General features: G+C 66.3%; 12 protein-coding genes. 10 read left to right on the top strand and 2 right to left on the bottom strand.

The genetic code is table 11. The features are described from left to right. The first annotated feature begins 863 nt into the window (after positions 1–863). The 3 genes from mltB to AC5P9N_RS16710 all read left to right on the top strand — a co-directional run bounded on the left by mltB (position 864) and on the right by AC5P9N_RS16710 (position 4523). Positions 864–2009, top strand: a complete 1146-nt coding sequence (gene mltB, locus AC5P9N_RS16720; RefSeq protein WP_099484068.1) for a lytic murein transglycosylase B — start codon at positions 864–866, stop codon at positions 2007–2009. Continuing rightward, positions 2006–3205 (top strand): septal ring lytic transglycosylase RlpA family protein, encoded by a 1200-nt coding sequence (locus AC5P9N_RS16715; RefSeq protein WP_495223842.1) that lies wholly within the window; start codon positions 2006–2008, stop codon positions 3203–3205. Before mltB ends, AC5P9N_RS16715 begins: the two co-directional genes overlap by 4 nt. A gap of 100 nt (positions 3206–3305) precedes the next feature. Continuing rightward, positions 3306–4523 carry a D-alanyl-D-alanine carboxypeptidase family protein gene (locus tag AC5P9N_RS16710; RefSeq protein ID WP_005411069.1) on the top strand — a complete coding sequence of 406 codons (1218 nt, stop codon included), beginning with the start codon at positions 3306–3308 and terminating at the stop codon, positions 4521–4523. 99 nt (positions 4524–4622) lie between these two features. On the opposite strand, the gene AC5P9N_RS16705 is transcribed toward AC5P9N_RS16710, so the two are convergent. Continuing rightward, the gene (locus AC5P9N_RS16705) at positions 4623–5582 is read right to left on the bottom strand and encodes a trypsin-like serine peptidase (RefSeq protein WP_148239701.1); all 960 of its coding nucleotides are present in this window, start codon (positions 5580–5582) and stop codon (positions 4623–4625) included. Positions 5583–5883: 301 nt separating this feature from the next. Then, the gene (locus AC5P9N_RS16700; RefSeq protein ID WP_171968432.1) at positions 5884–6942 is read right to left on the bottom strand and encodes a lipid A deacylase LpxR family protein; all 1059 of its coding nucleotides are present in this window, start codon (positions 6940–6942) and stop codon (positions 5884–5886) included. A 317-nt stretch (positions 6943–7259) separates the two neighbouring features. Here AC5P9N_RS16700 and AC5P9N_RS16695 point away from each other — a divergent pair, with 317 nt between their 5' ends. The 7 genes from AC5P9N_RS16695 to gnd all read left to right on the top strand — a co-directional run bounded on the left by AC5P9N_RS16695 (position 7260) and on the right by gnd (position 14624). Further along, positions 7260–7538, top strand: coding sequence for a YbeD family protein (locus tag AC5P9N_RS16695; protein WP_005411067.1), 279 nt, complete (start codon positions 7260–7262; stop codon positions 7536–7538). Beyond that, the gene (gene lipB / locus AC5P9N_RS16690; protein ID WP_099484073.1) at positions 7526–8236 is read left to right on the top strand and encodes a lipoyl(octanoyl) transferase LipB; all 711 of its coding nucleotides are present in this window, start codon (positions 7526–7528) and stop codon (positions 8234–8236) included. The genes AC5P9N_RS16695 and lipB overlap by 13 nt, the downstream gene beginning before the upstream one ends. A gap of 17 nt (positions 8237–8253) precedes the next feature. Beyond that, positions 8254–9264 (top strand): lipoyl synthase, encoded by a 1011-nt coding sequence (lipA, locus tag AC5P9N_RS16685; protein WP_099484074.1) that lies wholly within the window; start codon positions 8254–8256, stop codon positions 9262–9264. A 180-nt stretch (positions 9265–9444) separates the two neighbouring features. Then, positions 9445–11622: a carboxy terminal-processing peptidase gene (locus AC5P9N_RS16680; RefSeq protein ID WP_005411064.1), complete on the top strand. Its 2178-nt coding sequence runs from the start codon at positions 9445–9447 to the stop codon at positions 11620–11622. A 245-nt stretch (positions 11623–11867) separates the two neighbouring features. Next, positions 11868–12452, top strand: coding sequence for a DUF2242 domain-containing protein (locus AC5P9N_RS16675; RefSeq protein ID WP_099484075.1), 585 nt, complete (start codon positions 11868–11870; stop codon positions 12450–12452). Positions 12453–12469: 17 nt separating this feature from the next. Continuing rightward, a complete protein-coding gene (locus AC5P9N_RS16670) occupies positions 12470–13708 on the top strand; it encodes a hypothetical protein (protein WP_154329699.1) in 1239 nt (412 codons plus the stop codon). Positions 13709–13718: 10 nt separating this feature from the next. Further along, complete coding sequence (gene gnd / locus AC5P9N_RS16665; RefSeq protein WP_099484077.1) at positions 13719–14624, top strand: phosphogluconate dehydrogenase (NAD(+)-dependent, decarboxylating); 906 nt, start codon at positions 13719–13721, stop codon at positions 14622–14624. Positions 14625–14721: the final 97 nt, after the last annotated feature.

Here is a 14721-nt window from a genome sequence, read left to right as displayed (position 1 = left end):
CGCGGCATCCATGCCGCGGACACCCCGCACTACCCACCCACCCGGCCGCTGACAGTTCACGGGCGTTCTCCACCCACGGAGAAGAAAAAGAAGATCAAAGGCAAAAGCAGCTTGGCCGGTTGCTTCATTGCTTCCTGTAGAGCCGAGCCATGCTCGGCTCACGAGCAAGCGCAGCGCCGCGACCCGCTTTTGAATTTTCTTCTCTTCTCCGTGGGTGGCCGCGCTCGGAACCTGTCCGTGGCCGGGTAGATGGGTTGCGCAGGGGCGTGAGCCGCATGGATGCGGCGACCGAGCTTACATGGACGTACTTGCAGCGCCCCCTGCGCAGCCCATCTACCCGGCCCCACCCATGAACTGCTTTGCGCGACCACCCACGAGGGGCTGCGCCGTTGGCTGGAAACTTCCTGACTCTGCGCAACGCTCGCTGTGGAAGCGTTCTCACAACGATGCAGGACAGCACACTCGCTGACCAAAGTCCGCAAAAAACGTTAGCTGGTTCACACTTTTACGCCGCGTTGATCTTGATCAATGGACTTGTCGTAATCGGCCTGCACAATGGCGGCCCGTTCGGCACGGCGCGCCGTCTATCGTTGCAGCGCGAGGGGGCGTCGGGCGGGAAGCAGTACTGATCCAACGGATACAAGGAGCGCGGGGCACTGCCACTGGGGAGCGGCAGCCGCGCAGGTATCGACCGGATCCGGTCGCCGGTTGCGTCTGCGGGGATGGGGACGCAACCGGCCACCTCTCTCTGAATGGGGAAGCACGATCACGACGCCTTCACATTTCCCGCTGAACACGGGCAAATCGTTGTGATTCATGGTGTTAGGGGTTTTAATTCATCCATGACCTGCTAACCTGCGACGATGATTCGACGCACTCTGGCCTGCATGCTCACCCTCGGCCTGGTCGCCTGCGCGACCCAGCCGAAGTCCCCACCGTCTTCACCCCAGGCCAGCAGTACGCCGCGCCAGCCCGCCACCAGGGCCCATGGGCCGGCCGAGGCTGCACCCGAAGCAACTGCGGCTACCGCGCCGCCGGTGGATCTCACACCGGTGCCGTTCGAGGTCGCGCGGGCCCGCTTCATTGCCGATACCGCCAAGCGCTATGGCCTGAAGCCGGAGCAGATCAGCAGCGTGCTCGACCAGGCGCAGGTCCGCCAGCCGATCATCGCGGCGATGTCGCGCCCGGCCGAGCGGGTCAAGCCGTGGAACGAATACCGGCCGATGTTCATCAGCAAGGCACGCATCGATGGCGGCCGCGCGTTCCTGGCCCAGCACCGTGCCGAACTGGATCGCGTGCAGCAGCGCACCGGCGTGCCGGCCGAAGTGATCGTGGCGATCATCGGCGTGGAAACCAGCTACGGGAAGAATGCCGGCAGCCATCGCGTGCTCGATGCGCTGTACACGCTGGCGTTCTACTACCCGCGCAGCGGCGATCCGGCCAAGCTGGAACGCGAAGTGCGCCGCGAGCTGTTCTTCCGCGACGAGCTGGCCAAGCTGTTCGAGCTGGGCCGCGAAGAAAAGCTGGACATCACCACGCTCAAGGGCAGTTATGCCGGTGCGATGGGCATGGGCCAGTTCATGCCGTCCAGTTACCTCGATTACGCAGTGGACGGCAACGGCGATGGTCGTCGCGATCTGTTCAACAGCTACGACGACGTGTTCTCGTCCATCGCCAACTACTTCGTGAAGAAGGGCGGCTGGGTGCGTGGTGGCCAGGTTGCCGTACCGGCCACGCTGGCGCCGGGCCGCGAAGAGTTCAACCCGACCGAATGGATGCCCACCTGGTCGCTGGCCGACCTGGCACAGCGCGGCTACCAGCCCAGCGCGCCGGCGCAGCCGGGCGCCACGGCCACGCCGATCACGCTTGAAGGCAGCACCGGCAAGCAGTACTGGCTGGGCTTCCAGAACTACTACGCGATCACCCGCTACAACCTCTCGAAGATGTACGCGATGGCCGTGTTCCAGCTGTCCCAGGCCATCGCCGGACAGGAGCTGCCCCCGGCATGAACATCAGATGGTTGGTCCCGAGCTTGATCGTCTTCGCGCTGGCGGCCTGCAGCAGCGCGCCGAAGCAGCCGGCCACGGCCGGCCATGGTGGCAAGTCCAGCGGCACGCTGGTGCAGGGGCGTGGTTCGCGACCGGCGCACTGCCCTGAAGGTTCGCCATATGCGGCGGCCAAGGAAGACCTGAGCACCCGCGGCAACTACACTGCCGGTGGCCTGTACAAGCCGGGCGTGCGTGACAGCACGCCAGACTACGTTCCCAACGTGGCCTGCATCCCCGAGCCGGAAGTGACCGCCGAGGAACGATCGGCGATCGGCAACAAGTCGCCGTACGTGGTGCTGGGCAAGTCGTACAAGGTGCTCGACGACACCCGCAACTATGTCGAGCGCGGCACAGCGTCGTACTACGGCGCCAAGTTCCACGGCCGCCTGACCTCCAACCGCGAGGTCTACGACATGTACCAGTTCACTGCCGCGCACAAGACGCTGCCGCTGCCCAGCTTCGCCCGCGTGACCAACCTGGACAACGGCGAGTCGGTGATCGTGCGTGTCAATGATCGTGGTCCGTTCCATGACGGCCGCGTGGTCGATCTCAGCTATGCCGCCGCCGTGCGCCTGGGCATCACCCAACGCGGTACCGGCAATGTCGAGGTGCGCGCGCTGCAACCGGGCGAGAGCAACCTGATGGCGCAGAAGCCGTCGCGTCGCGAGCGTCGCGCGGCTGAAGCGGCTGCCACCACTGCAGTGGCCAGCGCGCGCCCGGTGCCGGCGCCACGTGCTTCCACCGACAGTGATATCGATCGCCTGGTCAACCGCTTGCCGACCGATGGCGCCCCGGCGCGCGGCCAGCCGGCCACCACCCGGGGCGTGGCCAGCACCGCGCCGGACGTGGCGGTCAGCAGCCTGCCGCCAAGCGCGCCGGTGGTGCGCACCTCCGCGCCGGCTCCGAGCCTGTCGCAGCAGATGGTCGGCGCGGTGATGGTGCAGGTCGCCAGCTTCTCCAACCGCGACAACGCCAACCGCGCGATGGGCCAGCTCAGTGCCGCCGGCATCGTCGGCGCGACCATCAGCGACATCGCCGCCGGTGGCCGCACCCTGTTCCGCCTGCGTGTTCCGGCAAGCGACCATGCCAGTGCGGCGGAACTTGTCGGTCGCATCGCCGGTCTGGGCCTGGGTTCGCCCCAGATCGTCAAGGACTGATCCGCCCGGGCCGGTGCTGCCGGCCCATGCTCCCCCGGCCTTACAATGGCCGTTACGTTCCACCCTCCATTCCCGGCCGTCCCCTGGAGCCTGCTGTCCAATGAATTTCCGTTCCGCCGCCACCGCCCTGGCCGCCACCCTGGTGGTGGGCCTGGCTTCCGCCCAGACGCCGCTGCCGACTCCGGCCACGCCGGCGCCCGCCGCCGCCGCCGCCCCGGCCACCGTCGCCACTCCGCCGGCCCCGGCGCCAAGCGTGTCCAAGGCCTGGGTGCTGATGGATTACGCCACCGGCCAGGTGCTGGCTGGTGAAAACATCCACGAGCAGCTGGCCCCGGCCAGCATCACCAAGGTGATGACGTCCTACGTGATCGCCGCCGAGGTCAAGAACGGCAAGGTCCGTGCGGATGACCAGGTGATGATGAGCGAGCGCGCCTGGCGCGAGGGGGGCGCTGGCACCGATGGCAGCTACAGCGGCTTCCCGGTCAACCAGACCGCGCGCCTGGAAGACATGGAAAAGGGCATGGCGATCCAGTCCGGCAATGATGCCGCGATCGCCCTGGCCGAACATGTGGCTGGCAGCGAAGAGGCCTTTGCCTCGCTGATGAACAGCTACGCCGCCAAGATCGGCATGAAGGACTCGCACTTCGTCAACGCCCACGGCCTGACCGCACAGGGCCACCACAGCACCGCCTACGATCTGGCGCTGCTGGGCCGCGCGATGGTCCGCGATTACCCGGAAACCTACGCGTACAACAAGATCAAGGAATTCCAGGTCGGCAACATCAAGCAGCCGAACCGCAACCTGCTACTGTGGCGCGATGGCAGCGTGGACGGCATCAAGACCGGCCACACCTCCGAGGCGGGCTACTGCCTGATGAGCTCGGCCCAGCGTGGCGACCAGCGCCTGATCGCGGTGGTGCTGGGCGGTGCGTCGGAGAAGCAGCGTGCCGATGACAGCCTGGCCCTGCTGAACTGGGGCTTCCGCTTCTTCGAGACCCACCGCCTCTACGAGCCGGGCAAGGCCGTGGCCGAGCACAAGGTCTGGAAGGGCACCACCGACAAGGTGCAGCTGGGCGTGGCCCAGCCGATGCTGGTCAGCGTGCCGCGCGGCCGCTACAACGACCTGAAGCCGAGCATCGACGTGCCCAAGACCCTGGAAGCACCGTTCACCGCCGGGCAGCAGATCGGCACCGTGAAGGTCACCCTGGATGGCAAGGTCATCGCCGAGGCACCGCTGGTGGCCGTGGCTGCCGTCGAGCAGGCCGGCTTCTTCAAGCGCCTGTGGGACAGCTTCTGGATGTGGTGGGAATCGGAGTGATCCACGCTCAGGTGTGGTGAACGAAAAGGCCGGCGAATGCCGGCCTTTTCGTTTCTCTGTTGGAACGCGATGCGGGCTTGAATGGAGAACCTTGAAGTTTCACGGGGTGCGCTGCTGGATGTACCAGTAGGCACGTTCGGCCAGCGCCTCGGTCTCGGCCGAACACAGATGGGCGCGGCCGTCGTTGACCACGCCCATGCTGTTTACTCCCACAACGATTCCATGGCCGTTGTCGAAATCAAACGCTTCCAGCACCGGTCCGCCGCTGGAACCCGGGCCCTGCACGCAGACAAGGCCCCACTGAAGAATCTTCTCCGAACCGAAGGGTCGACACGGTGACAGTTCAACGCGTGAAGTGGCGCAATAAGCCAGTTGCTGGCCGGTGTATTCGGGATTTCCGAATTCGTACCAGGGTGTTGGCGGGATGAGGCCGATGCCATTGGCTGAAACGGGGTAGCCGAACGTAACGCGGGGACCGGTTGCGGGGCGCTCATCGAAGCGAATGGCCTGGCTGCCAGCGTGGCGCGCGGGCCCCTGGCCGGATGCATCGGTGTGGGTCTGCAGGAAACTGGTGTCGAGTGCGCCGGAAATTGAGGCCTGCGGTGCGACGATCCGCCGTACTGGATACTTTCCCAGCGGCGCAGTGCCATTCTCGAAAAACGGTGCGAAGAGAAGGTGGCGACTCCAGTGGACGGCACCGTGCTCGTCCAGCTGCGCAAGGCAATGCCATGCTGTCACCAGGATGTCGCCACCAAGGCTGTCGACTACGGTGGCGGTGCACGAAGCGTCCTCGCCATCCGGGCGGGTCAGGAAAAGCCGCCCGACACCAGCAGGGTGTGGGCCTGTGCCCCGCCATGGGTCACCGTCGGTCTGCAGTGGATCCGGCCCCGGTGGCTTGATGGCAGCTTCTCCCTTGTCGGGTACGGCAGCGAGTCTTTCATTCGTCCAGTAGGCGAGGACCTCTTCCTGTGAGGTCTCCATCCAGTGCTCAACCAGATCGCCAGCCGACGCAGTGGTCGAGAAGGTGGCACATGCGGTAATTGCTATGCCCAATGCCATGCGAAACGCATGTGGATGATGGTGCATGACAGGACCTCTGCTCGGAGTGCGAACAGAGATAGCGTGGCGCCAGCGGTCGTGCCATGAGAGAAGTTGTACTTTCAGCACGCTTCGTCGCTGGCCTGTGATCGGGTGGACCCAGTCGAGCGCCAACGCGGCCTGGAGGTCACCCGTTTCGGCCTTTGCCCGGGCAATGGCGCCGAGTCATGCCCGGCGGAAGAAATGCCTTATGCAGCGAACGATGCAAACCGGTGTGCCGACCAACGGTCGGCACCTACCCGCTTCACCATCAGCCCCTCGCTTACAGCGAGCGGCTGATGGTGAAGCTGCCGAACACCGGCGACTGGCGCTGGCCATTGAACTCGCGGGTACTGTGGTAGCGCGCCACTGCGAACTTCCAGCGCCCGCGCATCACTGCGACGCCGTAGCCCCCCTGGGCCACCACGTGGCGCTTGTCCACGCTGTGGCTGTTGCGGAAGGTGTTGCCGTCCAGGGTGATGTCGCGGATCACCCATGCCGCGTCGGTGGTCGCAAACAGGTGCCAGGACCAGCCGCTGGGGCGGCCGCCACGGGTCGGCGCGGTGTTCTCGCCGGCCGGGCGCAGCGGCGTGCTGCCAAAGTCGTCGGGCAGCTTCCAGCCGAAGCGCACTTCGCCACCGGCGTTGGCCTTGGTTTCCAGGTTGCCGATCGCACCACCATAGTGGCTGATCGCATCCCAGCCCCAGCCGCCGGCATTGACGCTGGCATCGGCCGGCCAGCGGCGCATGCGCTCGTGGGTCAGCATGAACACCGGCTCGTTGTGCAGCTGGTTGTCCCAGCCCTCGAACTTCTTGTCGCCCAGGATGTTGTGCACGGCATCCTGCACCTGCTTGCCCTGTGCCCACGGCCCGACCACGCCCACGGCCAGCTGGGTGGTCTGCAGGCGGTCGCCGCTGCGTGCGTTGAAACCGAAGCTGGCCAGCAGCACGCCGGCATACGGGCGGTCATCCTCGATCAGGTCGCGGCGGGTCGGGTCGGTCGGGGTGAAGATGCCCTGGCCGATGCTGAAGATCATGTTCTGCTGCTCGAACCTGCCCGGGTGCAGGCCTTCCAGGTACTGGTTCACCCAGCGCGCCATGCGCGGCAGGCAGGGGTCGTCGGTGTAGTCGACCAGGTTGGGCGAGACCAGGGTCAGCTGCGCGCCGTTGGTATAGCCCTGGTCCTGGTGGCGGCCACCAAACAGGTCGTTGTCGACGCGGAAGTTGACCTGCGGCGGGTGGTCGCGCATCGCGTCCGGGCCACATTGTTCGGCCGCCTGGGCGGCAAGGGGGAGGGTGGCGGCCAGCAGGCCGGAAAGCCCGATGACTGCGACGCTACGCATGGATGGAATGCTCATGGGGAAGGGGACGGTTGTCTGTCGATTTATGCAACGACACGGTACGCGTGAGTACGTGACGGAACGAGCGCTTTCCGATCACTTGTCTGTTCCGAAAACAACATTGTCCGGGGGGCACAATTCGTTACATGCGTGCGATCGGTGCCATGGCCGGATCTGGCCCGGAGCGCGCCGGTTCCAGTCAGCTGGCGTTTGGCCACCAGGGGCGCCGCCGCTCGCTGCAACGCAGCGGCTCGCCCGTGCCGCCTTTGACTTTGATGAATACTCTTGGGTTTGTTGCCCTGCGGCCCGATAATGGGTCCATGGAAATCAAGTCCGACAACCCCGACCACGGCTTCCAGTTCCCCGGCCAGTTCGAGCTCAGCGCCATGGGCCCGGCCAACCGCGGCCTGGAACATGAGCTCCCCCGCCTGCTGCTGGCTGCCGGCATCGATGTCGTCAATGAACGCATCAGCTGGAAGCATTCCTCCAACGGCAAGTACGTGTCCGTCCGCATCGTGTTCAAGGCCGAGAGCCGCGAACAGTACGACCTGGCGCACCAGGCGCTGCGCGACCACCCGGAAGTGAAGTGGACGCTGTAGCCGACAGCTGCCCGGCCGACGCCGCCCCGGAAGACCGTGCGCCGCGTCCGGCGCTGGTGCGTGACCTCGGCCGCCAGGCGTACGAGCCGGTGTGGCGCGCCATGCAGCGCTTCACCGACCAGCGCAGCGACACCGATGCCGACGAACTGTGGGTCGTCGAGCACGACCCGGTGTTCACCCTGGGCCAGGCCGGCAAGGACGAGCACGTGCTGGCGCCGGGCGACATCCCGGTGCTGCATGTGGACCGTGGCGGCCAGGTGACCTATCACGGCCCCGGCCAGATCGTGGTCTACCCGCTGCTGCGCCTGCCGCGCCTGGGCATCGGTGTGCGCGATTACGTGTGCCGCATCGAGCAGGCCATCATCGATACGCTGGGCGAGTGGAACATCGGTGCCGAACGTCGCGAAGGTGCCCCGGGCGTCTATGTTGGCGGCGCCAAGATCGCTGCGCTCGGCATCCGCGTGCGTCGCGGCTGCACCTTCCACGGCCTGGCCTTCAATGTGGCCATGGACCTGGAGCCCTTCCACCGCATCAATCCCTGTGGCTATCAGGGGTTGCAGGTGACCTCGGTGGTAGACTTGGGCGGTCCCTCCGGGATGGAGGCCGTCAAGCCGGTGCTGCTGGACCACCTGGCCCGCCAGTTCGGCCTGCTGCTGCAGCACACCCCCGAACTGCCCGATCTTTCTGCGGCCGCCTGACCGCCCCCGGAACTGCCATGACTGAAACCACCGCCCGTTCCATTCCCCTGCAGATCGTGCAGGGCGACTCCCCGTCCGCCGCGCCGTTGCAGGCCGGGGTCAAGCAGCTGGGCGGTGACAAGATCAACCGCTCGCCGGTGCAGTTCGCCGACGCGCCGGTGCTGCGCAAACCGTCCTGGATCCGCGTGCGCATTCCTTCGGGCAATGCCGTGCAGAACCTGAAGGCCAAGCTGCGCGAAAACCGCCTGGTGACCGTGTGCGAGGAAGCCAGCTGCCCGAACATCCACGAGTGCTTCGGCCACGGCACCGCCACCTTCATGATCCTGGGCGAGGTCTGCACCCGCCGCTGCTCGTTCTGCGACGTGGCCCACGGCCGCCCGAAGCCGCCGGATGCCAACGAACCGGCCAGCCTCGGCCAGACCGTGGCCGACATGGGCCTGAAGTACGTGGTGGTGACCAGCGTCGACCGCGATGACCTGCGCGACGGTGGTGCCCAGCACTTCGTCGACTGCATCACCGCCATTCGCGAGAAGTCGCCGGGCACCCGCATCGAAGTGCTGACCCCGGACTTCCGTGGCAAGGGCCGCATGGAGCGCGCGCTGGAGATCCTGGCGCAGAACCCGCCGGACGTGTTCAACCACAACATCGAAACCGTACCGGACCTGTACCGCAACGTGCGCCCGGGTGCGGACTACCAGTGGTCGCTGAACCTGCTGAAGAACTTCAAGGCCCAGCACCCGGACGTGCCGACCAAGAGCGGCATCATGCTCGGCCTGGGTGAAGACTTCGAACAGATCAAGGCCACCATGCGCGACCTGCGCGCGCATGACGTGGACATGATCACCATCGGCCAGTACCTGCAGCCGACCGCACACCACCACCCGGTGCTGAAGTACTGGACCCCGGAAGACTACAAGGCGCTGGAGGACTACGGCTACGAGCTGGGCTTCAGCCATGTTGCTTCCGGCCCGATGGTGCGCTCGTCGTATCACGCCGACGTGCAGGCCAAGAGCGCCGGCGTCTCCTGAGGTGGGAGCGGACCGTTGGTCCGCACGCCTTCGCCTGCATTCACAATTTGCTACACCGGCCCGGCTAGGCTGGTTTTCCACCGAGCGCGGCCGGGTGACAAACCCGGCAACTTTCGGCACTGTCGTGGTGTCTTAACACCCCGCAGTCTTCCCCTTGGCAAGGCGCCTTCGAGCACGTCAATGAAATTCAAAGCCCCCGCATTCCTGATGGCCCTGGCGCTGGTCGCGCCACTGGCGTTGGCGGCCAAGGCCGACTCGCCCGCATTGCCCGCGGCGGCCACCGCCGACCAGGTGACCACCTCCAAACTGGTGTACGGCCTGCTGTCCGACAGCCGCTACGCCTACCGCCCGCGCGCGCTGGACGAGGCCACCTCCAAGGACGTGTTCAAGCGCTATCTCGAAACGCTTGACGGTGGCAAGCAGTACTTCACCCAGGCCGACGTGGCGCGCTTCGCACCGTTCGAGGCCAACATCGCCTCGGCCATCCGGGGCGGCGAGCTGGAGCCGGCGTTCCAGGTGTTCGCTGTCTACAAGCAGCGCGTCGGCGAGCGCGTGGCGTACGCGCGCAAGCTGCTCAAGCAGGAGCCGGACTTCACCACCGACGAGCGCTTCGAGTACGACCGCAAGAAGGTGCCGTGGGCGGCCAGCAGTGCCGAGCTCGATGAGCTGTGGCGCAAGTCGGTGAAGAACGATTGGCTGCGCCTGAAGCTGGCCGGCAAGAAGCCGGATGACATCCGCAAGACGCTGGACAAGCGCTACGCGACGCTGGAGAAGTCGGTCAATGAACTGAAGGGCGAAGACGTCTTCCAGTTCTTCATGAATTCGTACACCAGTGCCGTTGACCCGCACACGGATTACTTCACCCCACGCACCGCCGAGAACTTCAACCAGGCGATGTCGCTGTCGCTGGAAGGCATCGGTGCGCAGCTGCAGCGCCAGGACGATGTGGTGGTCATCCGCGAGATCATTGCCGGTGGCCCGGCCGCGGTGGATGGCACGCTGAAGCCGGGTGACCGCATCGTCGGCGTTGGCCAGGGCAAGTCCGGCCTGGTCGAGGACGTGATCGGCTGGCGCATCGACGATGTCGTGGCCAAGATCCGCGGCGCCAAGGACACCCAGGTCAAGCTGGAATTCATCCCGGCTGCCGAAGGCGCCGATGGCAAGCACCACACCCTGGTGCTGACCCGCCAGAAGGTGCGCCTGGCCGAACAGGCTGCCAAGGGGGAGACCATGACCATCCCGGCTGCCAACGGCGAGCCGGCACGCAGGATCGGTGTGATCAAGCTGCCGACCTTCTACCAGGACTTCGAAGGCCGTCGCCGCAATGCCGCCGACTACGCCTCGGCCACCCGCGACGTGGCCAAGCTGCTGGCCGGCTTCAAGAACGACAAGCTGGACGGCGTGGTGCTGGACCTGCGCAACAACGGCGGTGGTTCGCTGGATGAAGCGATCGAACTGACCGGCCTGTTCATCGAGCAGGGGCCGGTGGTGCAGGTGCGCGAATCCGGTGGCCGCGTCACCGTCAACAGCGACCGCAACCAGGGCGTGGCGTGGGATGGCCCGCTGGCGGTGCTGATCAACCGTGGTTCGGCCTCGGCCTCGGAGATCTTCGCTGGCGCCATCCAGGACTACGGTCGCGGCCTGGTGATCGGTGAAACCAGCTTCGGCAAGGGCACCGTACAGAACATCGTCGACCTTGACCGCTGGCCGAGCGGCGAGACCCAGCGCTTCGGCCAGGTCAAGCTGACCATTGCCCAGTTCTTCCGCATCAGCGGCAGCAGCACCCAGCACAAGGGCGTGGTGCCGGACCTGGCGTTCCCGGCCAGCGTCGATGCCACCGAGTTCGGCGAGAGCACCTACGACAACGCACTGCCGTGGACCCGCATCGCCGCCGTGCCGCACACCCAGTACGGCAACTTCGCGCCGTTGCTGCCGAAGCTGGAAACCCGTCACGACGCGCGCATCGCCACCGACAAGGAGTTCCAGTGGTGGAACGAGGACGTGCAGCAGTTCCGCACCGAAGCGGCGAAGAAGTACATCTCGCTCAACGAGGCGACCCGTCGCGCTGAGCGCGAGCGCCAGGATACCCAGCGCAAGGAGCGCCAGGTGCAGCGCAAGGAGCTGGGCCTGGCCCTGGACCCGCTGGCCGATGACAGCAGCGATGACGGCCTGACCGGCAACGAGCGCGACATCGTCAAGGATGCCGCGCGCGAGAAGGCTGCCGAAAAGCGCCCGGACCCGCTGCTGCGCGAGTCAGCCTCGATCCTGGCCGACGCGGTGAACCTGCTGGCCAACGACCGCCCGCTGTCGGCGCAGGTGCTGCCGCAGTCCACCGGTGCCGGCCGCTGGGCGGACTGAGCCGGCGACGGCATGTGATACCCGAGGGGCCGGCATTGCCGGCCCTTTTTTCGTTTGGGGGACCTCGTTCACGGTAGCGCCGTGCCATGCGTGGCGGGGCGAAGTGCCACAAACGACTTAATCCCCTCCGTCCCCTTTTCCGTGCATGAACCGGCAGCAACGGCGGGGGCTGGCGGGCGTACTTTCGACCTGCCGCACACGGCCGCAGGACTACCCTTGGCGGTACCGTCCTCGCAGGAGTACCCATGCGGGCCTCCCGTCTTTCCAGTGTTGCCGTGGCGCTCGCCAGCGCCCTGATCCTGTCGGCCTGTGGTGGCCGCGCCGCTGACAGCACGTTGCTTCGCGAATCCTTTGATTCCGGCGACACCTTCTCGCGCACCGTTGATGGCCGTCCCGGTGACGCCTGCGAGGCCGCACGGCGCACCCTGCTCAGCCAGGGCTATGCCATCGCCCGTTCCGACGCGGCACAGGTGGAAGGCAACAAGAACTTCCAGCCGCGCGAGGACGATCACGAGCAGCTGGTGCTGCGTATTTCCTGCGCACCGCGCGGGAGCCAGACACTGGTATTCGTCAGTGCCGTGCAGGATCGCTATGCGTTGAAGAAGAGTCCGACCTCGGCCAGTGTTGGCGTCGGTGCGCTCGGATCTGTATCGCTGCCGTTCGGCAGCAATGACGATTCGCTGGTGAAAGTGGCCAGCAGCACGGTCACCGATGCCGAGTTCTATCGACGCTTCTTCCAGCGCCTGCAGCAGTACCTGCCTGCGGACGCTGCCGCGCCCCCGGCGGCGACAACGCCCGAACCCGCAGCGGCCCCCACGGACCTGGGGTGAGTGTGCGTGGCGGGCTGATGGGCGTGGCGCTGCTGCTGGTGCCCGCGCTGGGCGCCGCGTCCACGTCTGTCGACTGCGTGCAGGGCCTGTTGCAGCGATTGGGCTGGCGCTTCGAAGACGCGGCGGTTGCCTTGCCCGAGGTGCAGGGCGGCCCCGTGTGCACGCGTGCCTCGCTGGCGGCGGCGCAGGCAGCTGGTGACCTGCACGTGCGCTGGCCCGTGGATCTGCCGGCTGCCTCGCGCCAGGCACTGCTGCAACAACTGCTGGACGATCCGGCCACGATCTGCGCCTACGCCTTTGAGCTGGGGGCAGCCACGCAACGTGCCGCGACTGCACTGCAGGGCAATCCAGGATTCCGTTTCTCTGGCCTGCAGCTGGGCTGGATCGGCTTCGGCCTGCACGGCGCACAGGCGCAAGGCTGGCAGCGCACGCGAAGCTTCGGCCGTGGTTTCGTGCCCACTGCGGGCAACAGCCAGGCGCTGCAGGCGTTCTACAGCGGCAATGTGCGCGCTGAATGTGGAGTCGGTCGCCAGGTCGCACAACTGGCCACACAGCGCGAGCTGTATGGCGATGCGGCCTTCGACGCTGGATTCTCCGCAGAAGAACTGTCGATCGGTACGTTCCTCGCGCTGCACGATACCGACAGCATCCTGCTTGGCGCACACGCCGGTGACTACTTTGCCGATGGCAAGGCGGTGCGCACCTCGGCGATGGGCCGCCAGGCCTTCGTCGGTGTGCCTGGTTTCATCGAACATGTGTACGACAAGGGCATGCTGGACGACCTGAGCAACCAGGCCGAAAACTTCGTGGTGGTGTCGGTGGGCGAGGAGGCCGCGCAGGCGTTGGCCGCGCACGGCGGCCTTGCCTGGTACGACCAGCGCAATGCCGAGCTGTGGGCGCTGGCGCAGGACATCCCGCGTATCGGCCGGCGCTACTTCGAACGCCTGTTGTTCGAGCGCGACCCGGACCTTCGTGCACGGCTGGAACCGCGCTACCACGCCACGCTGGCACGCATGGACCGCCTGCTGGACGATCCGTTCTACCAGCAGTTCGTGATCTATGTGCATCCGCGCGGTATACGTCCCATCGGCTACCACATCGCCCGCCTGCTTGACCGCAACCCGCGAACCCCCTTTTCGATCGACCTGGCGGTGCACAATCTGCATACCACGCTCTACCGGCGTTGGCGCGAGGCGCAGCTGCGCCACTGCGCGGCTACCGGCAGGCCAGGCAGCCTGACCCTAGACCCCAACTGAAGGTGAAACAATGGATATTGCAATGATCGGCCTCGGCCGCATGGGCGCCAACATGGCCCAGCGCCTGCATCGCGGCGGCCACCGCGTGGTCGGCTACGACCCGGGCGAAGGTGCCCGCCAGCGCGCCGCCGAGGCCGGCCTGGAGGTGGTCGATTCGCTGGCCGCCGCGGTGGCCGCGCTGCCGGTGCCGCGCGTGGTGTGGCTGATGGTGCCGGCCGGCGAAACCGTCGACCAGACCCTGGCTCAGCTGACTCCGCACCTGGCCGAGGGTGACATCGTCATCGACGGCGGCAACTCCAACTACCAGGACTCGATCCGTCGCGCCAAGGCGCTGGCCGAAGACGACCTGGGCTACGTCGACTGCGGCACCAGCGGTGGCGTGTGGGGCCTGCAGGAAGGCTACAGCCTGATGGTCGGTGGCGAAGCGTCGGTGGTGGAGCAGATCGCACCGCTGCTGCGCACGCTGGCACCGGCCGAGGATCGCGGCTGGGCACGTGTCGGTCCGTCTGGCGCCGGCCACTTCACCAAGATGGTCCACAACGGCATCGAGTACGGAATGATGCAGGCCTACGCCGAAGGTTTCGCGCTGATGGAGCGCAAGCAGGAGATGGAGCTGGACCTGGCCCAGGTGGCCGAGGTGTGGCGCCACGGCAGCGTGGTGCGCTCCTGGCTGCTGGACCTGAGCACCGAAGCACTCAAGCGGAATCCTTCGCTGGATGGCATCGCACCGTATGTCGAGGATTCCGGCGAAGGCCGCTGGACCGTGGCCGAAGCGATCGCACTGGATGTACCGGCGCCGGTGATCACCCTGTCGCTGCTGGAACGCCTGCGCTCGCGTGAATCCAATTCGTTCACCGACCGCCTGTTGTCGGCGATGCGCAATGAATTCGGCGGCCACGCGATCAAGAAGTCGTAAGCCTTGCTGGGGTCGGACCCCTTTCCGCAGGAGAGGGCTCTGACCCCATGAGGCCACACGAGCGCATTCCGATCATTTCCACGCCATCCACGCATGG

The organism is Stenotrophomonas sp. YJH_SMC_6 (genome assembly GCF_059371335.1).
Note: the sequence above shows the minus strand (reverse complement) of the source record. Positions and strands in the feature narration are given on the sequence as shown.